The sequence below is a fragment of the Zhihengliuella sp. genome, from assembly GCF_031178195.1.
In the GTDB taxonomy this organism is placed as follows: Bacteria; Actinomycetota; Actinomycetes; order Actinomycetales; family Micrococcaceae; genus Zhihengliuella.
Map to the genome: position 1 here is coordinate 114,096 of NZ_JAPSJL010000003.1, position 24,894 is coordinate 138,989.

Below are 24,894 nucleotides of genomic sequence, written 5' to 3' on the forward strand. Positions count from 1 at the left end.
GGATCGCCCCCGGCCATCTCGTCGCCGAAAACGTCCCCCTGAACGGTCCGGAAGGCCCATGAAACTCGAATTGCAAGGCATCACGAAGGCGTTCGGCGACTTCGTGGCCAACGACAGCATCGACCTGGTCGTCGAGCCCGGCACGGTGCACACCCTGCTGGGGGAGAACGGCGCCGGCAAGTCGACCCTCATGAACGTCCTGTTCGGCCTCTACGAGCCCACCGCGGGGCGCATCCTGATCGACGGCGAGCCCGTCGCCTTCCGCGGCCCGGGCGACGCGATGGCGCACGGCATCGGCATGGTGCACCAGCACTTCATGCTCGTCCCCGTCTTCACGGTCGCCGAGAACGTGGCCCTCGGCGACGAGCGGACCCGGGCCGCCGGGATCCTCGACCTCGAGCAGACACGCCGCGCCGTCCGCGAGGTCTCCGAGCGCTACGGCTTCAACGTCGACCCCGACGCCCTCGTCGAGGACCTGCCGGTGGGCGTCCAGCAGCGGGTGGAGATCATCAAGGCGCTGGTCCGCAAGGCGGACCTGCTGATCCTCGACGAGCCGACGGCGGTCCTCACCCCGCGGGAGACGGATGAGCTGATCGACATCATCGGCCAGCTCAAGGCCGCGGGGACCGCCATCATCTTCATCTCCCACAAGCTGCGCGAGGTCAAGGCCGTCTCCGACACGATCACGGTCATCCGCCGCGGCAAGGTCGTCGGCACCGCGGACCCCGGCGCCGACGCCACCGAGCTGGCGTCCCTGATGGTCGGCCGCGCCGTGGACCTCAGCCTCGGCCGCCAGCATTCCGACGGCGGCGACGTCTCCCTCGAGATCCGCGACCTGACCGTCATCGACGAGCTCGGCGTCCCGGTCCTCGACCACGTGGACCTCGACGTGCGCAAGGGCGAGATCCTCGCCGTCGCCGGCGTGCAGGGCAACGGGCAGACCGAGCTGGTCGAGGCCATCATGGGACTGACGGAGCGGACCTCCGGCTCCATCCGGCTCGAGGGGCGGGAGCTGCTCGGCCGGAGCGTCAAGGAGATCATCAACTCGGGTGTCGGCTACGTCCCGGAGGACCGCAGCACCGACGGCGTCATCGGCTCGTTCAGCATCGCCGACAACCTCGTCCTCAACCGCTACGACCGCGCTCCCGTGGCCAAGGGCCTGGCCCTCAAGCCGGCCTTCATCGCCGAGAACGCTGAGGAGAAGGTCCGCGAGTTCGACATCCGGACGCCCTCCGCGCAGAACACGGCCTCCACGCTCTCCGGCGGCAACCAGCAGAAGGTCGTCCTCGCCCGCGAGTTCTCCCGCGACCTGCAGCTCTTCATCGCCGCCCAGCCGACCCGCGGCGTCGACGTCGGATCGATCGAGTTCCTCCACCGCCGGATCCTCGCCGAACGCGACAAGGACATCCCCGTCATCGTCGTCTCTACCGAGCTGGACGAGGTCGCCGAGCTCGGCGACCGCATCGCCGTCCTCTTCCACGGCCGGCTCATGGGCATCGTCCCGGGCAACACCTCACGCGACGTCCTCGGCCTGATGATGGCCGGCTCGACGGCGGAGGAGGCCCTCGCCGAGGCCGGGCGCAGCGGCCGGGCCACCACCGACTCCGACGAACCGCAGCTGCCGGGAGGCATCGCATGAGTTCCCCGACCCGAACACCCCTCCAGCGGCTGCGCCGCTCCGGAGCGCTCGTCTCGGTCCTGGCCATCCTCGCGTCCTTCATCGTCGGCGGTCTGCTGATCGCCTTCACCGACAAGGCGACCACCGCGGCGGCCGGCTACTTCTTCGCCCGTCCCACCGACATGCTCGCCGCCGCCTGGGACGCCGTCGCCGGCGCCTACGCGGCCATGTTCCGCGGGGCGGTCTTCAACTACGACGCGACGTCCTTCGTCGGGATGGTCCACCCCCTGACGGAGACGTTGACGGCGGCGACACCGCTGCTCACCGCGGCGCTCGGCGTCGCGATCGCCTTCCGCGCCGGTCTCTTCAACATCGGTGCCCAGGGCCAGTTGATCCTCGGCGCGATCTTCTCCACCTGGGTCGGGTTCACGCTCGAGCTCGCGTGGCCGCTGCACCTGCTGCTCGTGGTGCTCGGCGCCCTGCTGGGTGGCGCTCTCTGGGGCGGCATCGTCGGCTGGCTCAAGGCGAGGACGGGCGCGCACGAGGTCATCCTCACCATCATGCTCAACTACGTGGCCCTGAACCTGCTGGGCTACCTGCTCAACAACGCGCTGCAGCGCGAGGGGTCGACCAACCCGGTCAGCCCGGTGGTGAACGCGTCGGCCCAGTATCCGCTGCTGCTCGGCTCCGACTTCCGGCTGCACCTGGGCTTCCTGGTCGCGGTCGCCGCGACGGCGTTCGCCTGGTGGCTGATGAACCGCTCGACGCTCGGATTCGAGATCCGGGCCGTCGGCGCCAACCGGGCCGCGGCCCGGACCTCCGGCATCGACACCTTCAAGGTCACCGTGCTCGCGATGGTCATCGCCGGTGCCCTGGCCGGTCTCTCCGGTGCGGCGCAGGTCAACGGCACGGAGAAGTTCCTCAGCGAGTCCATCGCCGCGAGCATCGGATTCGATGCCATCACGGTGGCGCTGCTCGGGCGGTCCAACCCGATCGGGGTCTTCTTCGCGGCGTTGCTCTTCGGCGCCTTCCGCGCCGGTGGTGTCACCATGCAGATCGCCACCGGCACGCCGATCGACATCGTCCTGGTCGTCCAATCGCTGATCGTCCTCTTCATCGCGGCCCCGCCGCTCGTGCGGGCGATGTTCGGTCTCAACGACCGCCGGGAGAAGAAGAGCAAGAAGCCGAAGCGCGCCGCAGGCGCCCCTGCCACCGTCGGAGGCGACCAGTGAGCACCCGGACCCAGACCGCCCCCGCCTCCGCCTCGAACGCGGCGCCCACCGCCGGCGTCGGACGGCGCTCCCTGATCCTCTACTCGGCCGGCGCGCTCATCGCGCTCGTCCTGTTCGCCTTGATGTCACCGGGCGGCACCGCGACCTTCCGCCTCTCGGCGGCGTCGGACGCCTTCCAGATCCCCGCGCTGGCCGTGCCGGTCACGCCGGCCGGCTGGGTGATCGCGCTGCTGCTGGTCGCCGGGACGGCGTACGTGTTCTCCCTCCGGCGCGCCGGCCGCGGCGTGCCCGGCTGGGTCCCGGCCGTCTTCGCGGTGCTCTTCGTCAGCGGGGTGCTGATCTGGATGGTCGCCGAGGCGACGAACCCGTCGATCTCCCTGCTGAGCCTCCTCACCGGCACCCTGGCGCTCGCCCTGCCCATGGTCTACGGATCCATGGGCGGTCTGCTCGCCGAGCGCACCGGCGTCGTCAACATCGCGATCGAGGGCCAGCTCCTCCTCGGCGCGTTCGCCGCGGCCCTCGGCGGCTCGCTCTCCGGCTCCCTGGTCGGGGCCATGGTCTCGGCCGCGGTCGGCGGCGTCGTCGTCTCCTCGCTGCTGACGCTCTTCGCGGTGAAGTACCAGGTCAACCAGATCATCGTCGGTGTGGTCCTCAACGTCCTCGTCTCCGGCCTGACCGGCTTCCTGTTCGGCACGCTGCTCTCCGGCGACGCCGGCCTGAACTCGCCTCCGCGCATGCCGAACCTGCCGATCCCGCTCCTGAGCGAGATCCCGATCCTCGGCCCGCTGCTCTTCAACCAGACCGTCCTCGGCTACCTCATGTTCGTCGTCGTCGCCGTCCTCTGGGTGGGTCTGTACAAGACCCGCTGGGGCCTGCGCGTACGCGCCGTCGGCGAGCACCCGAAGGCCGCGGACACGGTCGGGATCAAGGTCAACCGCACGCGCGTGATGAACGTGCTGCTCGGCGGCGCGGTCGCCGGTCTCGGCGGCTCCTTCTACACGCTCGTCTCCGTCTCGCAGTTCTCCCGCGACATGACCGCCGGCACCGGCTTCATCGCGCTGGCGGCGCTGATCTTCGGGCGCTGGAACCCCATCGGGGCATTCCTCGCCTCGCTGCTGTTCGGCTTCGCGACCAACCTCCAGTACGTGCTCTCGCAGGCCGGCACCGAGGTGCCGAGCCACTTCCTGGCCATGCTGCCGTACGTCATCACCATCCTCGCCGTCGCCGGCCTGGTGGGCGCCTCCCGGGCGCCCGCCGCGTCGGGGCAGCCCTACACGAAGGACTGACGTGAACGATTCCGAGGGGACCGGGCCGGTGACGGAGGCGGAGTGGGAGCGCCTGCGGGAGGCGGCGACCGCGGCGATGCGACGGGCCTACGCGCCGTACTCCAGGTTCCCGGTCGGTGCCGCGGCGCTGACCGAGGACGGACGCCTCGTCAGCGGGTGCAACGTCGAGAACGCGGCCTACGGCGTGGTGCTGTGCGCCGAGTGCACCATGATCGGCGAGCTGCACATGACCGGCGGGGGCCGACTGCGCGCGTTCTACTGCGTCGGCGGCGACGGGGGCGTGCTGATGCCGTGCGGCCGCTGCCGCCAGCTGCTCTTCGAGCACCGCGGCCGGGGCATGGAGCTCATGACCGTCAGCGGTGTCCGGACCATGGACCAGGTGCTGCCGGACGCCTTCGGCCCCGACGACCTGGTGAAGTACTGAAACGCCGTCCTCGACGAGCCGCCAACCCAACGACCCGCACCGAAGCGAGAGGCAGACCATGAGCACCGAGGCCTTCGACGCCGTCGACGTCATCCGCACCAAGCGCGACCGCGGGCGGCTCTCCGACGCGCAGATCGACTGGACGATCGACGCGTACACGCGCGGCGGCATCGCCGACGAGCAGATGGCTGCCCTGAACATGGCGATCCTGCTCAATGGCATGGACCGCGCCGAGATCTCCCGCTGGACGGCGGCCATGATCGCCTCCGGGGAACGGATGGACTTCTCGTCGCTGCGGACCCCGGACGGTGGCGTCAAGCCGACCACGGACAAGCACTCCACCGGCGGGGTCGGGGACAAGATCACGCTGCCGCTCGCCCCGCTGGTCGCCGTCTTCGGCGTGGCGGTGCCGCAGCTCTCCGGGCGCGGGCTCGGGCACACAGGCGGCACGCTGGACAAGCTGGAGGCGATCCCCGGCTGGCGGGCGGACCTGTCCAACGCGGAGATGCTGGACCAGCTCCAGGACGTCGGCGCGGTCATCTGCGCCGCCGGCTCCGGGCTCGCCCCCGCGGACAAGAAGCTGTACGCGCTGCGCGACGTCACCGGGACTGTGGAGGCCATCCCGCTGATCGCGTCCTCCATCATGAGCAAGAAGATCGCCGAGGGGACCGGTGCGCTGGTCCTCGACGTCAAGGTCGGATCCGGCGCCTTCATGAAGGACGAGGCCTCTGCGCGCGAGCTCGCCGAGACGATGGTCGCGCTCGGCACCGACGCCGGGGTGAGAACGGTCGCCCTGCTCACCAACATGCGCACGCCGCTCGGGCTGACCGCCGGCAACGCGATCGAGGTGGAGGAGTCGGTCGAGGTCCTCGCCGGCGGCGGCCCGGCCGACGTCGTCGAGCTCACCGTGCGGCTGGCCGAGGAGATGCTCGCCGCCGCGGGCGTGCACGACGCCGACCCGGCCGCCGCCCTGAGGGACGGCCGGGCCATGGACGTGTGGAACCGGATGATCTCCGCCCAGGGAGGGGACCCGCACGCAGCGTTGCCCGTGGCCAGGGAGTCCGAGGTGGTCTACGCCCAGGCGGACGGCATCCTGACCGAGCTCGACGCGCTCCAGGTGGGGGTGGCCGCCTGGCGGCTCGGCGCCGGGCGGGCCCGCAAGGAGGACCCGGTCCAGGCCGGTGCCGGCGTGCGGATGCACGCCAAGCCCGGAGATCCCGTCCGGCGCGGCCAGCCGCTGCTGACCCTCCTGACCGATACACCGGAGCGGTTCGAGAGGGCGCAGGAGGCCCTCGAGGGCGCCGCCGTGATCGCCCCGGAGGGAGCCCGCCCCGACCAGCGGCTCGTCATCGACCGCATCGCCGAGTAGCCGACGCCGGGAACCATCGGGCCCTGCGATCCGTCAGACTTGTTACGCCGTCGCCGCGCCACCCGCGCCGGGCGGCACGGAAACGGACCAGTGAGGGGAGAGGGCGATCGAAGCGATCAACGGGGCGATCCTGGATGTCAGCGGCCAGTGGTGGGTGCTGCTGATCGTCTTCGCGTTCTGCGCGATCGACGCGTTCTTCCCGATCGTCCCCAGCGAGTCCCTGCTGGTGGGTCTCGCCTCGGTCGCCGTGTCCACGGGCGATCCCGACCTGGTGCTCCTCGGGGTCCTCGGCGCCCTGGGCGCAGTCCTCGGGGACCAGATCGCGTACTGGCTGGGCTCGAGGCTCGGAACGCAGCGTTTCGCATGGATGCGTCGGCCGAGATCGCAACGGGTCCTGCGCTTCGCCCGGCGGGAGCTGGATCGCCGGGGCGGACTCCTGATCTTCACCGCACGGTACATCCCGATCGGTCGCACCGCGGTCAACTTCACCGCCGGGGCCACCGGTTACCCCCGCGGGGTCTTCTCCGCCTTCGACGTCGCGAGCTGCGTCTTCTGGGCCGCCTACTCCGTGACGATCGGCGCGCTCGCCGGGCAGTGGTTCGAGGAGCACAAGGTCCTGGCCATCGTCGTGTCGGTGGCCATCGCGATCGCACTCGGCTACTTCATGGACCGGCTGATCTACTTCGTCCTGCGGCGGCGGCAGGAGCACGCGGACGCCCACGACGCCGTCGACTGATCCGGATCCGCGGCCGGGCCCGGTCAGCGGCTGCGCCGGCCCCCAGCGGACCCGGGCGCATTCGGACGCGGAGTGGTCCCCGGCCGCGGCTACGTCTGCTGCAGCGCGAGGTGCCCGGCCCGGCTCGGGACCACGCACTTGGAGAGGTAGAACGGGGCACCGGCGCGAGCCACCGTCTGCGTCAGGACGAGCACCGGATCCTCCGGCGCCAGGGCGAGCGGCTCGGCGCGGGAGGCACCCGCGGGGGCCGGTGAGATCTGGCACTCGCCCCGCCCGAAACCCGGTCCCAGCACGCCGATGAGGCGACCCAAGAGGGAGGCGGTCCCGTCCTCGGCGCCGTCGGGAGGCAGCACCGCGTCCTTCCCCTCGAGCACCGCGACGGCGACGTGCTCCTGCAGGTGGGCCACGGGCTCGCCCGCGCGGGCGAGCACCGACTCCCACAGGAGGCACTCGGCCCCGTGGGCGACGCCGATCCGGGCGGCGACGAAGTCCGACGCCGGCTGCCGGGTCACCGTCTGCGTCACGAGGTCCACGGCCTGCCCGTCGACGGCGAACACGAGCTCGTAGGGATGGATCCGCTCGATCCCGATGCGCGGCAGCGAGGGCGAGACGAAGCGCCCCACCCCGCGCCGGGCCCGGACCAGTCCGTCCTCCTCGAGGAGCATGAGGGCCTCGCGGACCACCGTGCGCGAGACGTTCAGGAGCTGGCCGAGTTCGCTCTCGGTGGGCAGGAGCGCGCCCGGGGCGAGCCGACCGTCCCGGATGGCGCCCGAGACGCGCGAGTACGCGGCGACCCGCAGGGGGACGCCCGGAGTCGGCTCGACGGGCAGCGCCCACGGGTAGTCGCCGGGAGAGAGCATGGCACCTCGTTCGATCGGTCGCGTGCAGTCGATGCCAGTCTCCCACGGGCGCGGCTGCGCGCCACCGGCGGAAGGCGACTCGTCGTCCGACCGGGGCATTGCACATAGTTGTCATCCGTGGTTGTATAACAACTCGCACCATGGTGGTGTGCATCACGACGACGAGGGAGTGCAGAGCGATGCCAGAACCCATGACCGAACCCGGCGCGATGCCGGTCGCCGAACAGGACCGCGGGTCTGGTACCGCGGTGCCGACGGCGCCCGCGGAGGAGGCGGCGGGGCCGCGCACGCGGCCGGGCGCCGTCGTCCTCGTGACCGCACTGCTGCTGGGCGTGCTCTCCTTCCAGCTCAACGCGTCCATGGTGACGCCCGCCCTGCCGGACATCGCCCGGCACTTCGGCGTCGGGCCCGACTCGGTCGCCCAGGTCCAGTCGCTGTTCTTCCTGGCGGGAGCCATCTCCGGGCCGCTCATGGGCCGCTGGAGCGACTTCATCGGACGGCGCCGCGCCCTCCTGATCGTCATCGGGATCATGGCCGCCGGAACCCTGCTGTGCCTGGCCGCGCCGACGCTCGAGCTCCTCGTCGCCGGACGTTTCCTGCAGGGCTTCTCGAGCGCGATCTTCGCCCTGAGCTACATCGTGATGCAGGAGAACCTGTCGCGTCGCGCGTTCGGCACCGCCGTCGGCGTCCTCGCCTCCGTCAACGGCGGCGTCGCCGGCTTCGACGGTTATCTCGGGGGCCTCATGACGGAGTCCCACGGCTTCCGCTCGATCTTCTGGGTGATCCTCGGCCTGGCCGCCATCGCCGTCGTCGCCGTCGTCAAGGTGGTCCCCGCGCGGCACGCGCAGGCGGCCTCCGGACGCATGGACTGGTGGGGCGCCGTCCTGCTCTCGGCCTTCCTGATCGCTCTGACGTACTTCGTCAACGCCGGCTCCGAGGCCGGCTGGGGCTCGCCGCAGGCGCCCGCGCTCCTGGCGGCCACCGCGATCGCCTTCGCGGCCTTCATCCTCGTCGAGCGCCGCCGCACGTCCCCGCTGATCGCCGTGCACCACCTGCGGTCCCGGCCCGTGTGGACGGTCGTGGCCTGCACCGTGCTCACGCTCGCGGGCATCTTCGCGATCATGAACTTCACCGTCGTGGTCCTCAGCCAGGACGGCGAGCACGGCTTCGGCCTCGCGCCGTCGACCGCGGCCCTGCTCTACCTGACGCCCGCCGCACTGCTCGGTGTCTTCGCGGCACCCCTCGCCGGCTGGTTGACGGCCCGCATCGGCTGGGTCACCACGCTCCGCTTCGGGTCCGGTTTCACGCTGCTGGTCGCCGCGCTCGCCGCCCTCTTCGTCGAGGACCGGTGGATCGTCCTCGCGGCCGTCGCCGCCCTGGGCGTCACCTACAACGGCTTCTTCCTCACCGCCATCAACGGGCTCTCCGCGCTCCTGTCCCCGAAGGAGGCGCCGGGGACGCTGCCCGGGATCAACGGTGCCTCGTTCGGCATCGGTGCGAGCCTCGGCGTCGTCCTGGTGGCCCCCGCCGTGGCCGGTGCCGCGGAGGGCGGCTACGGGCCCGCGCTCTGGATCTCGGTCTCCATCGCGGCGGTCGCGTTCGCCGTCGCACTCCTGATCCCGAGGCCGGCGACGGATGACTGACCGCCCCTCGACCGTGCCGCCGAGCCCCTCTGGAACCGAACCCCTGGAATCGAACCCCTGGAAGCGAACCCCGTGGAAGGACCCCGCATGAGCACGCCCGTCTACTTCGACTGCGACACCGGCATCGACGACGCCCTCGCACTCGCCTACCTCGTGGCCCAGCCGCACGCGGACCTGCGGGGCATCGGCACCGTGAGCGGCAACGTCGACGCCGCTCAGGCCGCTCGCAACACCCTCGACCTGCTCGCCGTCCTCGGGCGCGACGACGTACCCGTCGCCGTCGGCGAGCACGACTTCCTGACCCATCCGTACGACGGCGGAGCCCCGCACGTCCACGGGGCCAACGGCATCGGCGGCGCGCGGCTGGAGGCGGCGGACCGGACCGTCGACGGCCGGTCCGCGGCCCAGCTGCTCGTCGACCTGGCGCACCAGCACCCCGGTGCTCTGCGCGTGGTCGCCGTCGGACCCCTGACGAACCTGGCCCGCGCCCTCGAGCTGGAGCCGCGCCTGCCCGGGCTCGTCGCCTCCGTCACGGTCATGGGCGGCGCGGCGCTGGCACCTGGCAACGTCAGCCCGGTCGCCGAGGCCAACATCGCCAACGACCCGGAGGCCGCGCAGGCGGTCGTCTCCGCCGGCTGGCCCGTGACCCTGGTCCCGCTCGACGTGACCATGGCGCACGTGCTGGAGCAGGCACACCTCGACCGGCTCGCGGCCGCCGGGCAGGAGGCGCCGCGCGTGCTCGCCTCGATGCTCGGGCAGTACTTCGAGTTCTACCGCGACATCTTCGGGCGGGCCTGCTCGGCGATGCACGACCCGCTCGCCGTGGCCGTCGCGCTCGGCACCGCGGTGCCCGACGCCGCCCCGCGGGTCCCGGTCGTCGTCGACACGGGCGACGGTCCCGGGCGCGGGCAGACCATCTGCGACCTGCGCGGCCGCTACCGCGGCCTCGCCGACCACCCGGAGGCGACGTGCCGGGTGGTCCTGAGCCTCGGGACGGACTTCGCCGAGGACCTCACCCGGGCGCTGACGGCTCCCGTGGCGGCCACTGCCGCGGCGGGCGCATGAGGCGCCCGGGGCCGCCGCGACGGAGCGGCGTGGGGGGCCACGAGCGCGGGGACTGCAAATGAGCCGGCTCGCCCCTAGACTCGGAGTTGTGACTGACGAGCTGATCCGCACCGCGTACTCTCCCGACTTCGACTTCCGCACCCTGCCCAAGGTGTCGCTGCACGACCACCTGGACGGCGGGCTCCGCCCCGCCACCATCGTCGAGCTCGCCGCCGCGGCGGGCCACGAGCTGCCCACGACCGACCCGGAGGAGCTGGGCCGCTGGTTCCTGGAGTCCGCGGACTCCGGATCCCTCGAGCGCTACCTCGAGACCTTCGACCACACCACCGCTGTGATGCAGACCCGCGAGGGCCTCCAGCGCGTCGCCCGCGAATTCGTGGAGGACCTCGTCGCCGACGGCGTCGTCTACGGCGAGATCCGCTGGGCACCGGAGCAGCACCTGCGCCAGGGCCTGAGCCTGGACGACGTCGTCGAGGCCGTCCAGGCGGGCCTCGACGAGGCCGTCGCCGCCGCCGAGGCCGAGGGCCGCTTCATCAAGGTCGGCCAGCTGATCAGTGCGATGCGCCAGTCGGACCGCGGCACCGAGATCGCCGAGCTCGCGCTGCGCCACCGCAGCCGCGGCGCCGTCGGCTTCGACATCGCCGGCCCCGAGAACGGCTTCCCGCCGTCGCGGCTCGAGGAGGCGTTCACCCTGCTGGCGAACAACATGTTCCCGGCGACGGTCCACGCGGGCGAGGCGGACGGCGTCGAGTCGATCCGCGAGGCACTCGTGATCGGCCGCGCCCAGCGCCTCGGGCACGGCGTCCGCGTCGCCGAGGACATCCAGATCGAGTTCGGCGGCGTCGACGACGACGGTGAGGAGGTCGACGAGTCGACCGGTCTGGTCACGCTGGGCCCGGTGGCCAACTGGGTCCGCGACCGCGGCATCCCGCTCGAGGTCTGCCCGTCGTCGAACCTTCAGACCGGCGCCGTCGAGGCGTGGGGCGAGAGCATCGAGACGCACCCGATCGACCTGCTGTACCAGACGGGCTTCAACGTCACGATCAACACGGACAACCGGCTGATGTCCGGCGTGAGCCTCTCAGACGAGTTCGAGCTGCTCGTCGAGGCCTTCGACTACGACCTCGACGACTTCCTGGAGCTGACGCTGAACGCCGCCGAGGCCGCGTTCCTGCCGCTCGAGGACCGCGAGTCCCTGGTGGAGTACATCAACGAGGCCTACGCCGAGCTCGGCGCCGGCGAGGGGCCCGACGACGCTGCTTCGGACGGCACTGCTTCCGACGGCGCTGCTTCCGACGGCACCGGGGAGCAGTCCTGACGGTCTCCCCGGACGGCCCGTCCGCGCCGAGCGCCGCCTCCGCCCCCACGGGCGGGGCCGGGGCCGCGCGGACGGGCCGTCGCGTCTCCGCCGTCCTGCGGCTCCTCGGCATCATCGATGCGCTGCGCACCCACTGCGCCTGGACCCGCCGGCTCACGCACGCGTCCCTCGTCGAGTACCTGGTGGAGGAGAGCTACGAGCTGGTCGAGGCCATCGAGGACGCCCGCCCGCCGGAGGAGATCCGCGGTGAGCTCGCCGACGTGCTGCTGCAGGTGGTTCTCCACGCCTCCATCGCCGCCGAGCACGGCAGCTTCGACTTCGCCGATGTCGCGGAGGAGCTCTCGGACAAGATGGTCCGGCGGAACCGGCACATCTTCGCCGCCGACGGCTCCCTGCTCGGCGACTACCCGGACTCGATCGAAGAGATCGTCGCCTCGTGGGACGCGGCCAAGCGGGCCGAGCGCGAAGCACCCGGCACGGCGGAGGGCTCGGCCTTCAACCCGTTGCAGAGCCTGCCCCGGCACCTCCCCGCGCTGTCCCTGGCGGACAAGGCGCTCGGCCGCGCCGCGCGGTGGGAGGCCGCCCGGACCGGGGCGGGCGGCGCCGGGGCTCCCGCCCGGCGCCGCGCCGGCGGCCGCGTCGAGCCGGACGAACCGCAGCTCGCCGACGAGGACCAGCTCGGCGACCACCTGCTCGAGCTGGTGGCCCTGGCCCGTGAGCGCGGCTGGGACGCCGAGCGCGCCCTGCGCGGCGCGGTGACACGCTTTACCGACGATGTGACGCGGGCGCTAGGCTAGGGCTCGTGGCCCACCGGAGTGCCGCGTGATGACGGCCGAATCCGATCCAATTCTGAGGAGTTCCCCTATGGCCCTGATTGATGCCATCCACGCCCGCGAGATTCTCGATTCCCGCGGCAATCCGACCGTCGAGGTCGAGGTGCTGCTGTCCGACGGCTCGCTGGGTCGCGCCGCCGTGCCCTCCGGCGCATCTACCGGCGAGTACGAGGCCGTCGAGCTCCGCGACGGCGACAAGGGCCGCTACCTCGGCAAGGGCGTGCAGAAGGCCGTCGACGCCGTGATCGACACCATCCAGCCCGCTCTGCAGGGGATGGACGCCACCGACCAGCGCGCCGTCGATCAGACGATGATCGACCTGGACGGTACCCCGAACAAGGCCAAGCTCGGCGCCAACGCCATCCTGGGCGTCTCCCTCGCCGTGGCCAACGCCGCCGCCGAGGCCTCCAATCTCCCGCTGTACAAGTACCTGGGCGGCCCGAACGCCCACGTCCTCCCGGTGCCGCTGATGAACATCCTCAACGGCGGGTCCCACGCGGACTCCGACGTCGACATCCAGGAGTTCATGATCGCTCCGATCGGCGCCGAGACGTTCACCGAGGCCGTCCGCTGGGGCGTCGAGGTGTACCACAGCCTCAAGTCCGTGCTGAAGGAGCAGGGCCTGGCCACCGGCCTGGGCGACGAGGGCGGCTTCGCCCCGAACCTGCCCAGCAACCGCGCGGCCCTGGAGCTGATCGTCGACGCCATCGAGAAGGCCGGCTACCAGCCGGGCACCGACATCGCCCTGGCGCTGGACGTCGCTTCCTCGGAGTTCTTCGAGAACGGCGCCTACCAGTTCGAGGGCAAGGCCCTCTCCGCCCAGGAGATGAGCGACTACTACGCCGGCCTCGTCGCCGACTTCCCGCTGGTCTCGATCGAGGACCCGCTGGACGAGAACGACTGGGACGGCTGGAAGACCCTCACCGACGCCATCGGCGACAAGGTCCAGTTGGTCGGCGACGACCTGTTCGTCACCAACCCGGAGCGTCTGGGCGACGGCATCGACCGCGGGACCGCCAACTCCCTCCTCGTGAAGGTCAACCAGATCGGCTCGCTCACGGAGACCCTGGACGCCGTGTCGCTGGCGCAGCGCAGCCGCTACACCACCATCACCTCGCACCGCTCCGGCGAGACCGAGGACACCACGATCGCGGACATCGCCGTGGCCACCAACGCCGGCCAGATCAAGACCGGTGCGCCGGCCCGTTCCGAGCGCGTCGCGAAGTACAACCAGCTGCTCCGCATCGAGGAGGAGCTGGGCGACGCCGCGGTGTACGCGGGTCGCGACGCCTTCCCGCGTTTCAACGGCTGAGCGTAGGGCCCAGCGCGTAGAGTGAGAGGGGAGTCGTCCGCGGACGACTCCCCTCGAACTTCTCGCCGCGCTGCGGCGACCGCCCAGCGCCGAGGCCACAGGAGGACAGCGTGACGACCCGACGCCCCAGGATGCCCCGCGCGGGCAACGGTGCGCCGCGTCCTCCCCGTCCCGCCGAGGCAGCGGGCAACGACGACGCCCAGCGGCAGCGCGACCGGGCGGATCGCCCCCAGGGGCACCCGGCCGCGGGACCCGCCGGGCGGGGCGGATCGGCGCAGGCGCCCCAGGCCTCTCAGCCCGGAGCGACCCGGCCCGGAGCCTCCCAGCCCAGGGCGCCCCGGTCCACGGGATCGCCGGAGGTGCTGCGGCTGCCGAAATCCGAGGCCCGGTTGAAGCAGCGCGCCGAACTGTCCGGCGCGATCCGGTCGGGCCGTCCCGGCCCAGCCGACCGGGGCGGCACCGCGGCCGCGGAGACGGGCTCGCCGGAGGCCGCCCCAGTACCTGCGCGCAGCTTCTCGGGCCGCCTGATCGCACTCGCCGTCGTCCTCGCGGCCGTCACCGCCCTGCTGCTGCCCAGCGCGGGCGTGTACATGGAGCAGCGCAAGGAGCTGACCGCGCTGCAGGAGACCATCGCCTCGCTCGAGGCCGAGCAGGAGCACCTGGAGACGCAGGTCAAACGGTGGGAGGACCCCGCCTACATCAGGCAGCAGGCACGCGAGCGGATAAACTTGGTGATGCCCGGCGAGCGGAAGTACATGGTGGTCGGCGAGCCGCCGGAAGCCGCCGGGGAGCCGCTGCCGGAGAACGCGAGCCCCTCCGAGGTCCCGGCGGATCTGCCCTGGGTCGACGCTCTGTGGGACTCCGTCAAGCGCGCCGCCACCGACTAAGACCGCCATCACCCGCCCCCGAGCAAGGAGACCCGTGCAGTCCACGCCCGGCCCCGAACGCCACGAATCCCTCAGCGCGGAGCAGCGCGTCCCCAGCGAGCAGGACCTCGACACGCTCAGCCGTCAGCTGGGACGGCCGGTGCGCGACGTCGTCGAGATCGGCGCCCGCTGTGTCTGCGGCAATCCCCTCGTGGCCACGACGGCGCCCCGCCTGAGCTCCGGAATCCCGTTCCCCACCACCTTCTACCTGGCCCACCCCGTCATCACCTCCGCGGTGTCCCGGCTGGAGGCGGCCGGGCTGATGCAGGAGATGACCGACCGGCTCGCGGCCGATCCCGGGCTGGCTGCCGCGTACCGGGCAGCGCACGAGGACTACCTCGCCGCACGCGACGCGATCGGCGCCCGCACCGGCGTCGGCCCCGTCCCCGAGATCGCCGGGGTCAGCGCCGGCGGCATGCCCGATCGCGTCAAGTGCCTCCACGTGCTGGCCGGCCACTCGCTGGCCGCGGGCCCGGGCGTGAATCCCCTCGGGGACGAGGCGATCGCCGGCATCGCCGAGTGGTGGACCGCCGACCGCTGCTACTGCGAGGGCGCCTGGGACACCGCGGGCGAGGCCCCGAACCGGGACCGCAGCCGGCACGTGAAGACCCAGGAGATGCAGGACCCGGAGGCCAAGAAGCGCGCCCGCGCCGAGGCCCGCGCCCGCCGCGAGGCGGGGGAGTAGGAGTCACCATGCGCGTTGCAGCGATCGACTGCGGCACCAATTCCATCCGTCTGCTCATCGCCGACTCGGTGGAGCACGACGGCGTCGTCGGGCTCGAGGACGTCGAGCGCGAGATGCGCGTCGTCCGCCTCGGCCAGGGCGTCGACGCGACGGGGCGGTTCGCCGAGGAGGCCCTCGAGCGGACGTTCGACGCGCTCGACGAGTACACGGCCTTGATCCAGCGCCACGGCGTCGCGCCGGGCTCCGTCCGCTTCGTCGCGACCAGCGCCACCCGCGATGCGGCCAACCGGGACGTCTTCATCGCCGGAGTGCGCGAACGCCTCGGCCTCGAGCCCGAGGTGGTCAGCGGCGACGAGGAGGCGGCCCTGAGCTTCGCCGGCGCGGTCTCCGTGCACCCGCCGCACGACGGCGAGCGGGTGCTCGTCGTGGACCTCGGCGGCGGCTCGACCGAGTTCGTCGCCGGGACCGCCGCCGGCGTGGAAGCCGGGCTCAGCACCGACATGGGGTGCGTCCGCTTCACCGAGCGCTTCCTGCGCTCGGACCCGCCGACGGACGAGGAGGTCGACGCCGCGACCGCCGAGGTGCACCGGTTTCTCGGCGAGGTCCAGGCCGCGGTGGACCTGGCCTCCCTCGACCGGGTCATCGGGGTGGCCGGCACCATCACGACCATCACCGCGCACGCCCTGGACCTCGACCAGTACCGACCGGACCGCATCAATGGATCCGTCCTGCCGCTCGGCGTCGTCGCAGCGGCCGCGACCGAGCTCCTCGAGCTGCCCCGGGACCGCCGGGCGTCGCTGCCCTACATGCACCCCGGGCGGGTCGACGTCATCGGAGCCGGAGCGCTCATCTGGCGTACCGTCGTGCAGCACCTCGGGGAGGTCACGCAGGGCCGCGTGAGCGTCGCGGGCACCAGCGAGCACGATATCCTCGACGGCATCGCGCTGAGCGTGGTGGACCGCCTGGTCGCCGAGAGCGCCGCCTCGCTGCCCGAGTGAGCGGGGCCGCCCGCCCGCTGTACCCCGGCCACCGCACCCCGACCCTGACCACTGCACCCTGACCACTGCCCAGCCGCGATCCCCAGGAGGATGGATGGAGACCGCCGCCCGCCCGCAGGCGACGCCGGCCCGCACGGGCCCCGCCGTCGTGCGCGCCCGCCCCTCCGCAGCGCGGGGCCGCTCGGCCGCGGCCGTCGTCGCCGTCCTCGTGGTGGCCGCCGGTGCCCTGCTCGCGGGACCCGCGGCGGTCGCCGACCAGCCGCGTGAGGACCAGTACTGGCTCGAGGACTACGGGATCACCGAGGCCTGGACGGTCAGCCGCGGCGAGGGCGTGAAGGTCGCCGTGATCGACACCGGCATCGACTCCTCGCACCCCGACCTGACGGGCAACGTGGTCGACGGCATGGACGCCTCCGGTTCGGGCGCGCCCGACGGCAGCGAGCCCATCGGCGCACTGCCGGAGCACGGGACGCTCGTGGCCACGATGCTCGCCGGGCACGGCAACAACAAGACCGCCATCGCGAAGGCGAAGGCCGAGGCGGAGAAGCAGAAGACTGCCTACGAGCAGGCCAGGAAGACCGCGGAGGAGGACGGCGCGACGCCCCCTCCGGAGCCCGATCCGATCGAGATCCCGGAGCCAGCGCCCGGCCCGGACGGCATCATCGGCGTCGCGCCCGAGGCCGACCTGCTCACCGCCTCGCTCTGGCTCGGGTCGGAGAACCCCTCCGGCGTGACGGTCGAGCAGCAGATCCCCCGGGCGGTGCGCTGGGCCGTGGACCAGGGCGCGCAGGTCATCAACCTCTCGCTCGGCTCCACGAGCACGTCCTGGCCGCAGAGCTGGGACGACGCGTTCCGCTACGCCGAGGAGCAGGACGTCGTGGTGGTCGCGGCCGCCGGCAACCGCTCCGGTGGGATGATGCAGGTCGGCGCCCCCGCCACCATCCCGGGCGTGCTGACCGTCGCCGGTGTGAACCGTGCCGGCGAGGCCAGCTGGGACGCCTCGACGCGCGGCATCACGATCGGGGTCGCGGCGCCTGCGGATCCGCTCGTCGGCGGGCTCCCCGGCGGCGGGTACGCCAGCTGGTCCGGCTCCTCCGGAGCCGCCCCGCTCGTCTCCGGTGTGGCGGCCCTGATCCGGTCGGCCCACCCCGAGCTCAGCGCCGCGGACGTGGTCAACCGGATCTTGGAGACCGCGGACGACGCCGGCGCGTCCGGCTTCGACAACCTCTACGGCTACGGGATCCTCGACGCCGACGAGGCCCTCACGGCGGACATCCCCTCAGTGGAGCAGAACCCGCTGGGCAGCATCTCCGAGTGGATCCGCGTCCACCGGCGCGCGGACGCCGACCCGAGCCCCGACACCGCCGGCGCCGTCGAGGGGCCGGAGCCGACGAGCGAGCCGGTCGCCGCGGTCGGGCCCGTCCTCCCCGAGCCGCCGGGAACCGTCATCGCGCCCGTGGTGGTCGTCGGATTCGGCGTGCTCGCCCTGGGCGTGATGGTGGCGGGCGGGGTGCACTACGCCCGGGCGCGCCGCGCCGTGCGGGGCGCGCAGAACGCCGACCGCGCGCTGATCGAGGGGCGTTGGACCGTCGGCAGGGACGGGCACGACCCCTTCGACGAGCTTCCCGAGCGCGGTTAGCCCGCCCCCACCTGCGACGCTAGTGAAGATTTTCACAAGAGCGCCGATCCGGGCTATGCTGGGGGTATGCCTAACACTCTCCAGCTCTCGGACCGCCCGCGCATCCTCGTTGTCGGCGGTGGCTACGTCGGCCTCTACGTCGCCATGAACCTGCAGAAGAAGGTCAAGGCTCACGGTGGCATCGTCACCGTCGTCGACCCGCTGCCGTACATGACCTACCAGCCGTTCCTGCCCGAGGTCGCCGGCGGTCAGATCGAGCCCCGCCACGCGATCGTCAGCCATCGCTCGCATCTGCGCGACGCCGAGCTGATCACCGGGCGCGTCACCGCGGTGGACCACGCCCACCGCAAGGCCGTCGTCGCGCCGACCGAGGGCGAGCCCTTCGAGCTCGAGTACCAGGACGTCGTCATGGCGGCGGGTGCCGTCACCCGCACGTTCCCCATCCCGGGCCTGGCGGAGGCCGGCATCGGCCTGAAGACGATCGAGGAGGCCGTTGCGCTGCGCAATCAGGCCCTCGAGCGGGTCGAGACCGCGTCCATGCTGGCCGGCGAGGAGCGCGCCCGCGCACTGACCTTCGTGGTCGTCGGCGGCGGCTTCGCCGGCATCGAGGCGATCACCGAGCTCGAGGACATGGTCCGCAAGGCCGTCGCGAAGAACAGCCGCGTGGCGCAGGACGAGGTGCGCTTCGTGCTCGTCGAGGCTATGGGCCGCATCATGCCCGAGGTCACCGAGGAGCAGGCCGAGTGGGTCGTCGACCACATGCGCTCGCGCGGCATCGAGGTCCTGCTCAACACCTCGCTGGCCAAGGCCGAGGACGGCCGGCTCGAGCTGACCGACATGAAGGACAAGTCCTCCGCCGGCAGCTTCGGCGCCGACACTCTCGTCTGGACCGCCGGCGTCATGGCGAACCCGATGGTCCGCTCCACCGACTTCGTCGTCGAGCAGCGCGGCCGCCTCGTGACCGGACAGGACCTGCGCCTGACCAACGAGGACCGGACCGAGGTCATCGACGGCGCCTGGGCCGCCGGCGACATCGCGGCCGTCCCGGACGTCACGGGCGGCCTGCCGGACGGCACCTGCGTGCCGAACGCGCAGCACGCCGTCCGCCAGGCGAAGCTCCTGGCGAAGAACCTCTACGCGCACCGCTACGGCGTCGGCTCGATCAAGCCGTACAAGCACAAGAACCTCGGTGCCGTCGCCGGGTTCGGCTCCTGGAAGGGCGTCGCCAAGGTCATGGGCGTCAAGCTCAAGGGCGCCCCGGCCTGGGTCGCGCACCGCGGCTACCACGGCATGGCCATGCCGACCTTCGAGCGCAAGTTCCGCGTGGTCGGCGACTGGTTCTGGTCCCTGTTCTTCAACAGCGACACCACGCGCATCGAGGGGCTGCAGGACCCGCGCGCCGCGTTCGTCGAGGCCGCCACGCCCCAGAAGAAGGAAGAGGCCTCCAAGTAGGGGTCTTCCCCGAATCGTGCCGACCGAAGCGACGGAGGGCACGGCCAGGTCCCGCCGTCGCGGGAGCCGGTAAACTGAACGGGCTGCCCCCTTGGCCCAATTGGCAGAGGCAGGAGACTTAAAATCTCTGTGTTGTGGGTTCGAGTCCCACAGGGGGTACCCGAGAACGCCCCAGTCGACGCCCGGTTCGCCCGGGATTGGCTGGGGCGTTCGGCGTTCCACGACGTCGACCGGCGGCGGTGCCAGCTGCTCCCGACGCAACCGTCGGCGCCGGTCGAGGCGGCGGGGAACTCCCGACCGCGCCGCGGTGTTGGAACCGGTAGAGTGATCCGTAGTGACGCGCAGCATGCGCGCCGGCCAATTTCGAGGAGACATCTCATGGCACTCGGGGGTAACCCAGTCTTCAGTTCGCGCAATTTCCGCGAGCAGACAGGCCGCACCGGAACCGGCGCGGCAGTCGACGCCCATCAGGCGCAGGGCATGAGCGTCGACCAGCTCCAGGAGCTCTACAACCGTCCCGCGGCGGGCCCGGCCGAGACCGGCCGCATGACGTACGGCGACGTCATCAACAAGACGATCTTCTGCTTCCTCGGCATCCTCGCCGGCGCGGTGGTCGGCTGGCAGCTGCCGGGCCTGATGCTGATCGGCGTCATCGCCGGCCTCGTGCTGGGCCTGGTGAATGCCTTCAAGAAGGAGCCGTCGCCGGTCCTGATCATGCTCTACGCCCTGGCGGAGGGCCTGTTCCTCGGCGGCCTGACGGGCGTCCTCGAAGCACGTTTCGATGGCATCGCGATCCAGGCCCTCGCGGCCACCCTCTCGGTGTTCGCGGTGACGCTGGTGCTCTACCGCTCTGGCAAGTACCGCGCAACCCCCAAGATGACGCGCATGTTCATGATCGCGATGGGCGCCTACCTGGTGTTCTCGCTCGTGAACCTCGGGCTCATGCTCTTCGGCGTGACCGACGGCATGTTCGGATTGCGCTCCGGCGTCCTCGGCCTGGCGATCGGTGCGCTCGCCGTGCTGCTGGCCACCTACGCGCTGGTGCTGGACTTCACCTCGATCGAGCAGGGCGTCCGCAATGGCGCCCCCGCCAAGTACTCGTGGTCGGCCGCCTTCGGCCTCACGGTCACGATGGTCTGGCTCTACGTCGAGATCCTGCGCATCATCGCCATCCTCCGCGGCGACGAATAGCCACTGCAACGCAGCGGCGCACCCCGCACCGAGCGTTCCCGGCGCCCCTCCGACGGTTTCGAAACCGCTGGTGGGGCGCCGTTTCGCGCCACGCGCATTCCGGGAGTGTCATGTATTCCTCCGGCTCGCCGCGGAACGCTAACGTGGACCCATGAACGACCGCGAATACTCGTCCGGCCGCCTCAGCGGCGAGCAGTTCGTCCTGCGGGCCGGGGGAGCCGAGGCCACGATCGCCGCCCTCGCCGGCTCCCTCCGCTCCTATGAGCGCGACGGCGTCCAGCTCACCGAGACGTTCGACGCGGACGAGGTGCCGCCTCTGGGCTGCGGCATTCTGCTGGCCCCCTGGCCGAATCGCGTCGCCGCGGCGCAGTGGCAGCTCGACGGCCGGACGCAGCAGCTGGACATCACCGAGCCCGCGACCGGCAACGCCATCCACGGACTGCTGCGGAACACCGGCTACACGGCCGAGGAGCAGACGGACGCGGCGGTCACCCTGACCGCCGAGATCTACCCGCAGCACGGCTACGGCTACCGGATGACCCACCGCGCGCGCTACGCCCTGGACGAGGACGGGCAGCTGAGCGTCACGCAGACCCTGGTCCACCATGCTCCGGCGGGGCCCGTCCGGGCCGGCGGCGCCGCCCCGGCAGCGCTCGGTGCCCACCCGTACCTCCGGGTCGGCGACGTCCCCACCGACGAGCTGACGCTGACCACCACGGCCGGGCAGTACCTGCCGGTCGACGGGAGGAAGATCCCCACCGGCGTCGAGCCCGTCGCAGGGGACCTGGATTTCCGGACGGGACGGCGCATCGCCGGGCTGCGCACCGACACTGCCTTCGCCAGGCTGGAGCCCGCCGCCGACGGCCGCCACCACCACCGGCTGGACGCCCCCGACGGCCGCGCCGTCGAGCTGTGGACCGATCCGTCATGCCCGTACGTGCATATCTTCGTGACGGACCAGTACCCGCAGCGCGAGGCCGCGGTGGCCATCGAGCCGATGACCGCGCCGGCCAACGCGTTCAACAGCGGCGACGGCCTGCTCTGGTTGGCCCCCGGCGACGAGCTGACGATCCAGTGGGGCATCACCTCGTGGCTCTAGCCCGCCCGGCGCGCGACGCCGTCGAGTCGGTGCCCTACGGGGTGCGCGTCGCCTCCGCCTGGTCGTGGCGGATCGCCGTCATCGTCGCCACCGCCGGCGTCCTCGTCTGGATGCTCAAGCACGTCTCCCTGCTGGTCATCCCGTTGATGATCGCGGCCCTGCTCTCGGGGCTCCTCGGCCCGCTCGTCGAGCTCCTGCAGCGCGGGCGCGTCCCCCGCGGACTGGCCGTGGGGCTCGTCCTGATCGGGTCGATCACCGCGCTCACCGCCGTCATCTCGCTCGTCGGGAAGACCATCGTCAACGGGTTCGAGCAGCTCTGGGCGCAGGCGGTCGAGGGGCTGGCCGAGGTCGAGCGCTGGATCTTCAGCGGGCCTCTGCCGATCAGCAACGAGGACGTCGCGTCGCTGACCAACGAGGCGCTGGAACAACTGCAGAACAACAGTTCGGAGATCCTCTCCGGCGCCCTGTCCTGGGGCAGCACGCTCGGGCACATCCTCGCCGGCATGCTGCTCACACTTTTCGCGGCGATCTTCTTCCTGCTCGACGGCCGCGGCATCTGGGCGTACCTCGTCCGGCTCATGCCGCGCGCCGCCAGGGTCCCGCTGGACGGGGCGGGCCGGCGCGGCTGGCGCAGCCTCGTGAACTACGTGCGCGTCCAGCTCTTCGTCGCCTTCATCGACGCGGTCGGCATCGGACTCGGGGCGGCGATCCTCGGCGTGCCGCTGGCGCTGCCGCTGGGCGTGCTGGTCTTCCTCGGCTCGTTCATTCCCGTCCTCGGCGCGCTGGTGACGGGGACGGTGGCCGTGCTCCTGGCCCTGGTCGCCAACGGCTGGGTGAACGCCCTGATCATGCTGATCGTGGTGCTGGCCGTCCAGCAAGCCGAGTCCCACATCCTCCAGCCGCTGGTGATGGGCAAGGCCGTGAGTCTCCACCCGCTCGCGGTCGTGCTCGCCGTGGCCGGCGGCTCGATGCTCGCGGGGATCGCCGGCGCGCTCTTCGCCGTGCCGCTCCTGGCGATCGTCAACACGGTCGTGAAGTACCTCGCGGAACGGGCGTGGGAGACCGACCCCACCGTCGCCCCCGCCACCACCGGGCTCGCGGCCGCGCAAGCGCGGTCCACGGCAACGACGTCGTACACCTCCGACGCGCCGGCCCCACCCGACACCGACGGGGAGGAACCGGACGGCTCCCCCGAGGGACCGAACCACGACGGCCCGCACGGGCCCGCAACCAAGTGAAAGACACGATGACCACGAAAACCCTTCCCGTGTCCCTCGCCGACATCGAGTCGGCGGCCGAGCTGCTCGACGGAGTGGTGGACCGGACGCCGATCCAGCACTCGCGCGCGCTCGGGCTGCTCACCGGCAGCGACGTCTTCCTCAAGTGCGAGAACCTGCAACGGGCCGGCTCCTTCAAGGTGCGCGGCGCCTACGTGCGCATGGCCCGCCTGTCCGAGGCGGAGAAAGTGCGCGGCGTCGTCGCGGCCTCGGCCGGCAACCACGCGCAGGGCGTCGCCCAGGCGGCCCGGGCGCTGGGGATCAAGGCGCGGATCTACATGCCGCTCGGCGTCGCGCTGCCGAAGCTGACCGCGACCAAGGACCACGGGGCCGAAGTCGTCCTGCACGGGCACAACGTGGACGAGGCCCTCGCCGAGGCGAAGCGGTACGCCGACAGCAGCGGCGCCGTGTTCGTGCACCCGTTCGACAACGCGGACATCATCGCCGGGCAGGGCACGATCGGTCTCGAGCTGCTCGAGCAGCTCCCCGACGTGGACACGGTCGTGATGGGGGTCGGCGGCGGCGGTCTGCTCGCCGGGGTGGCGACGGCGATCAAGGCGAAGGCCGCCGAACTGGGCCGGGAGATCCGCATCGTGGGCGTCCAGGCCGAGAACGCGGCCGCCTACCCGCCGTCACTCGCCGCGGACGCGCTGGTGCCGCTCGAGAAGGTCTCCACGATCGCGGACGGCATCGCCGTGGGCACACCCGGTCAGCTCCCGTTCCGCATCATCAAGGAGCTCGTCGACGACGTCGTGACGGTCTCCGAGGACTCGCTCGCCCAGGCGCTCGTGTTCCTGCTGGAGCGCTCCAAGCTCGTCGTCGAGCCGGCCGGCGCCGTGGGCGTCGCGGCGCTGCTGGAGGGCAAGCTGGCCGAGGCCGGGATCGAATCCGAGCGCACCGCGGTGATCCTCTCCGGCGGCAACATCGACCCATTGCTGATGCTCAAGGTCATCCAGCGGGGCCTCTCCGTGGCGGGGCGCTACCTGACCGTGCGGATGATGCTCGAGGACCGCGCCGGCGAGCTCGCCACCATCTCGCGCGTGATCGCCGAGTCGGACGCGAATGTCACACGCGTGGACCACACGCGCATCGGCGGCTCGCTGTCCATGGGCGACGTGGCCATCACCATCGACATGGAGACCAAGGGGCATGTCCACTCGGAGACGGTCCTGAACAACCTGCGCGCCGAGGGGTTCCAGCCGGTCGTCGTCAAGCTCTGACCGGGGTCGGCGGCACCGGGGCGGAGACGACGACGGCGCCGCAGCCGTCCCGGTGACCCAGGGGCGGCTGCGACGCCGTCGTGGAGGCGTCGCGTCAGCCGGAGAACGGCTCGGCGGCGACGATCTCCACCGTGATGTCACGGCCGTTCGGGGCCGTGTAGGAGAGCTTGTCGCCGACCTTCTTGCCGTGCACGGCGGCACCGATCGGGGAGCGCTCCGAGTAGACCTCGAGCCCGGAGTCCCCGGCCACCTCGCGGCTGCCGAACAGGAAGGTGGTCTTGTCGCCGGCGATGACGGCCTCGACCAGCATGCCCGGCTCCACGATGCCGTCGTTGGCGGGGGACTCGCCGACGTGCGCCTTCTGCAGCAGATCCTTCAGATAGGCGATCCGGCCCTCGGCCTTGGACTGCTCCTCGCGGGCGGCGTGGTAGCCGCCGTTTTCCTTCAGGTCGCCTTCGGAACGAGCCTGCTCGATACGGTCCACGATCTCCTGTCGGCCCGGGCCCTGCAGGTGCTCGAGCTCGGCGGTGAGGCGGTCGAACGCCTCTTTGGTCAGCCACACGGTGGCTTCGTTGTTCGTAGACACGTCCTTCTCCTTCAAGTCATCGAGTCACGGGGATAACCGTGAGTCATTCGAAGTATCTTAGCCATCGACGGCCGGACACCAAAGTGACGCGGAGCACGGCGTCACGGCTGAAGCCGGCGCGGCGC

At 71.7% G+C, this 24,894-nt stretch carries 22 protein-coding genes and 1 tRNA gene; 21 read left to right on the forward strand and 2 right to left on the reverse strand.

All coding sequences use genetic code 11. The features are described from left to right. Positions 1-58 precede the first annotated feature (58 nt). From RIN46_RS05595 to RIN46_RS05620, 6 genes are all read left to right on the forward strand, one after another. Complete coding sequence (locus tag RIN46_RS05595; protein ID WP_309080450.1) at positions 59-1,639, forward strand: ABC transporter ATP-binding protein; 1,581 nt, start codon at positions 59-61, stop codon at positions 1,637-1,639. Further along, positions 1,636-2,850 carry an ABC transporter permease gene (locus tag RIN46_RS05600; RefSeq protein WP_309080449.1) on the forward strand — a complete coding sequence of 405 codons (1,215 nt, stop codon included), beginning with the start codon at positions 1,636-1,638 and terminating at the stop codon, positions 2,848-2,850. Before RIN46_RS05595 ends, RIN46_RS05600 begins: the two co-directional genes overlap by 4 nt. Further along, positions 2,847-4,136 carry an ABC transporter permease gene (locus tag RIN46_RS05605; RefSeq protein ID WP_309080448.1) on the forward strand — a complete coding sequence of 430 codons (1,290 nt, stop codon included), beginning with the start codon at positions 2,847-2,849 and terminating at the stop codon, positions 4,134-4,136. The genes RIN46_RS05600 and RIN46_RS05605 overlap by 4 nt, the downstream gene beginning before the upstream one ends. A gap of 1 nt (position 4,137) precedes the next feature. After that, positions 4,138-4,560 (forward strand): cytidine deaminase, encoded by a 423-nt coding sequence (locus tag RIN46_RS05610; RefSeq protein ID WP_375141849.1) that lies wholly within the window; start codon positions 4,138-4,140, stop codon positions 4,558-4,560. A gap of 58 nt (positions 4,561-4,618) precedes the next feature. Next, positions 4,619-5,929 (forward strand): thymidine phosphorylase, encoded by a 1,311-nt coding sequence (locus tag RIN46_RS05615; protein ID WP_309080447.1) that lies wholly within the window; start codon positions 4,619-4,621, stop codon positions 5,927-5,929. 154 nt (positions 5,930-6,083) lie between these two features. Continuing rightward, positions 6,084-6,665, forward strand: coding sequence for a DedA family protein (locus RIN46_RS05620; protein WP_309080446.1), 582 nt, complete (start codon positions 6,084-6,086; stop codon positions 6,663-6,665). Between the two features lie 89 nt (positions 6,666-6,754). Here the strand turns inward: RIN46_RS05620 and RIN46_RS05625 are convergent, their stop codons facing one another. After that, positions 6,755-7,525 carry a GntR family transcriptional regulator gene (locus RIN46_RS05625; RefSeq protein WP_309080445.1) on the reverse strand — a complete coding sequence of 257 codons (771 nt, stop codon included), beginning with the start codon at positions 7,523-7,525 and terminating at the stop codon, positions 6,755-6,757. Between the two features lie 191 nt (positions 7,526-7,716). Between RIN46_RS05625 and RIN46_RS05630 the strand changes: the two genes are divergently transcribed. From RIN46_RS05630 to ilvA, 15 genes are all read left to right on the forward strand, one after another. Further along, positions 7,717-9,168 carry an MFS transporter gene (locus RIN46_RS05630; protein ID WP_309080444.1) on the forward strand — a complete coding sequence of 484 codons (1,452 nt, stop codon included), beginning with the start codon at positions 7,717-7,719 and terminating at the stop codon, positions 9,166-9,168. Between the two features lie 87 nt (positions 9,169-9,255). After that, the gene (locus RIN46_RS05635) at positions 9,256-10,233 is read left to right on the forward strand and encodes a nucleoside hydrolase (RefSeq protein ID WP_309080443.1); all 978 of its coding nucleotides are present in this window, start codon (positions 9,256-9,258) and stop codon (positions 10,231-10,233) included. 88 nt (positions 10,234-10,321) lie between these two features. After that, positions 10,322-11,551, forward strand: a complete 1,230-nt coding sequence (locus RIN46_RS05640; protein WP_309080442.1) for an adenosine deaminase — start codon at positions 10,322-10,324, stop codon at positions 11,549-11,551. Positions 11,552-11,673: 122 nt separating this feature from the next. After that, positions 11,674-12,348: a MazG nucleotide pyrophosphohydrolase domain-containing protein gene (locus RIN46_RS05645; RefSeq protein WP_309109446.1), complete on the forward strand. Its 675-nt coding sequence runs from the start codon at positions 11,674-11,676 to the stop codon at positions 12,346-12,348. Between the two features lie 67 nt (positions 12,349-12,415). Further along, positions 12,416-13,696: a phosphopyruvate hydratase gene (gene eno, locus RIN46_RS05650; protein WP_309080441.1), complete on the forward strand. Its 1,281-nt coding sequence runs from the start codon at positions 12,416-12,418 to the stop codon at positions 13,694-13,696. Between the two features lie 110 nt (positions 13,697-13,806). Further along, positions 13,807-14,583, forward strand: coding sequence for a septum formation initiator family protein (locus RIN46_RS05655; protein ID WP_309080440.1), 777 nt, complete (start codon positions 13,807-13,809; stop codon positions 14,581-14,583). A 34-nt stretch (positions 14,584-14,617) separates the two neighbouring features. Beyond that, the gene (locus tag RIN46_RS05660; RefSeq protein WP_309080439.1) at positions 14,618-15,307 is read left to right on the forward strand and encodes a DUF501 domain-containing protein; all 690 of its coding nucleotides are present in this window, start codon (positions 14,618-14,620) and stop codon (positions 15,305-15,307) included. 8 nt (positions 15,308-15,315) lie between these two features. Further along, a complete protein-coding gene (locus RIN46_RS05665; RefSeq protein ID WP_309080438.1) occupies positions 15,316-16,305 on the forward strand; it encodes a Ppx/GppA phosphatase family protein in 990 nt (329 codons plus the stop codon). Between the two features lie 94 nt (positions 16,306-16,399). After that, positions 16,400-17,944 carry a S8 family serine peptidase gene (locus RIN46_RS05670; RefSeq protein ID WP_309080437.1) on the forward strand — a complete coding sequence of 515 codons (1,545 nt, stop codon included), beginning with the start codon at positions 16,400-16,402 and terminating at the stop codon, positions 17,942-17,944. A 66-nt stretch (positions 17,945-18,010) separates the two neighbouring features. After that, on the forward strand, positions 18,011-19,396 hold the full coding sequence (locus RIN46_RS05675; RefSeq protein WP_309080436.1) for an NAD(P)/FAD-dependent oxidoreductase: 1,386 nt from the start codon (positions 18,011-18,013) through the stop codon (positions 19,394-19,396). An 85-nt stretch (positions 19,397-19,481) separates the two neighbouring features. Then, a tRNA-Leu gene (locus RIN46_RS05680) sits at positions 19,482-19,555 on the forward strand. Between the two features lie 219 nt (positions 19,556-19,774). Continuing rightward, complete coding sequence (locus RIN46_RS05685) at positions 19,775-20,587, forward strand: Bax inhibitor-1/YccA family protein (protein ID WP_309080435.1); 813 nt, start codon at positions 19,775-19,777, stop codon at positions 20,585-20,587. A 151-nt stretch (positions 20,588-20,738) separates the two neighbouring features. After that, positions 20,739-21,686 carry an aldose 1-epimerase family protein gene (locus RIN46_RS05690; protein WP_309080434.1) on the forward strand — a complete coding sequence of 316 codons (948 nt, stop codon included), beginning with the start codon at positions 20,739-20,741 and terminating at the stop codon, positions 21,684-21,686. Continuing rightward, positions 21,677-22,924: an AI-2E family transporter gene (locus tag RIN46_RS05695; RefSeq protein WP_309080433.1), complete on the forward strand. Its 1,248-nt coding sequence runs from the start codon at positions 21,677-21,679 to the stop codon at positions 22,922-22,924. Before RIN46_RS05690 ends, RIN46_RS05695 begins: the two co-directional genes overlap by 10 nt. An 8-nt stretch (positions 22,925-22,932) precedes the next feature. Then, positions 22,933-24,183, forward strand: coding sequence for a threonine ammonia-lyase (gene ilvA, locus RIN46_RS05700; protein WP_309080432.1), 1,251 nt, complete (start codon positions 22,933-22,935; stop codon positions 24,181-24,183). A 94-nt stretch (positions 24,184-24,277) separates the two neighbouring features. Here the strand turns inward: ilvA and greA are convergent, their stop codons facing one another. Then, positions 24,278-24,769: a transcription elongation factor GreA gene (gene greA, locus RIN46_RS05705; protein ID WP_309080431.1), complete on the reverse strand. Its 492-nt coding sequence runs from the start codon at positions 24,767-24,769 to the stop codon at positions 24,278-24,280. Positions 24,770-24,894 lie beyond the last annotated feature (125 nt).

Coding starts and splice junctions, on each gene's coding strand:
- RIN46_RS05595 (WP_309080450.1), top strand. CDS start 59: ATGAAACTCGAATTGCAAGGCATCACGAAGGCGTTCGGCGACTTCGTG.
- RIN46_RS05600 (WP_309080449.1), top strand. CDS start 1,636: ATGAGTTCCCCGACCCGAACACCCCTCCAGCGGCTGCGCCGCTCCGGA.
- RIN46_RS05615 (WP_309080447.1), top strand. CDS start 4,619: ATGAGCACCGAGGCCTTCGACGCCGTCGACGTCATCCGCACCAAGCGC.
- RIN46_RS05625 (WP_309080445.1), bottom strand. CDS start 7,525: ATGCTCTCTCCCGGCGACTACCCGTGGGCGCTGCCCGTCGAGCCGACT.
- RIN46_RS05630 (WP_309080444.1), top strand. CDS start 7,717: ATGACCGAACCCGGCGCGATGCCGGTCGCCGAACAGGACCGCGGGTCT.
- RIN46_RS05635 (WP_309080443.1), top strand. CDS start 9,256: ATGAGCACGCCCGTCTACTTCGACTGCGACACCGGCATCGACGACGCC.
- eno (WP_309080441.1), top strand. CDS start 12,416: ATGGCCCTGATTGATGCCATCCACGCCCGCGAGATTCTCGATTCCCGC.
- RIN46_RS05665 (WP_309080438.1), top strand. CDS start 15,316: ATGCGCGTTGCAGCGATCGACTGCGGCACCAATTCCATCCGTCTGCTC.
- RIN46_RS05670 (WP_309080437.1), top strand. CDS start 16,400: ATGGAGACCGCCGCCCGCCCGCAGGCGACGCCGGCCCGCACGGGCCCC.
- RIN46_RS05675 (WP_309080436.1), top strand. CDS start 18,011: ATGCCTAACACTCTCCAGCTCTCGGACCGCCCGCGCATCCTCGTTGTC.
- RIN46_RS05685 (WP_309080435.1), top strand. CDS start 19,775: ATGGCACTCGGGGGTAACCCAGTCTTCAGTTCGCGCAATTTCCGCGAG.
- RIN46_RS05690 (WP_309080434.1), top strand. CDS start 20,739: ATGAACGACCGCGAATACTCGTCCGGCCGCCTCAGCGGCGAGCAGTTC.
- ilvA (WP_309080432.1), top strand. CDS start 22,933: ATGACCACGAAAACCCTTCCCGTGTCCCTCGCCGACATCGAGTCGGCG.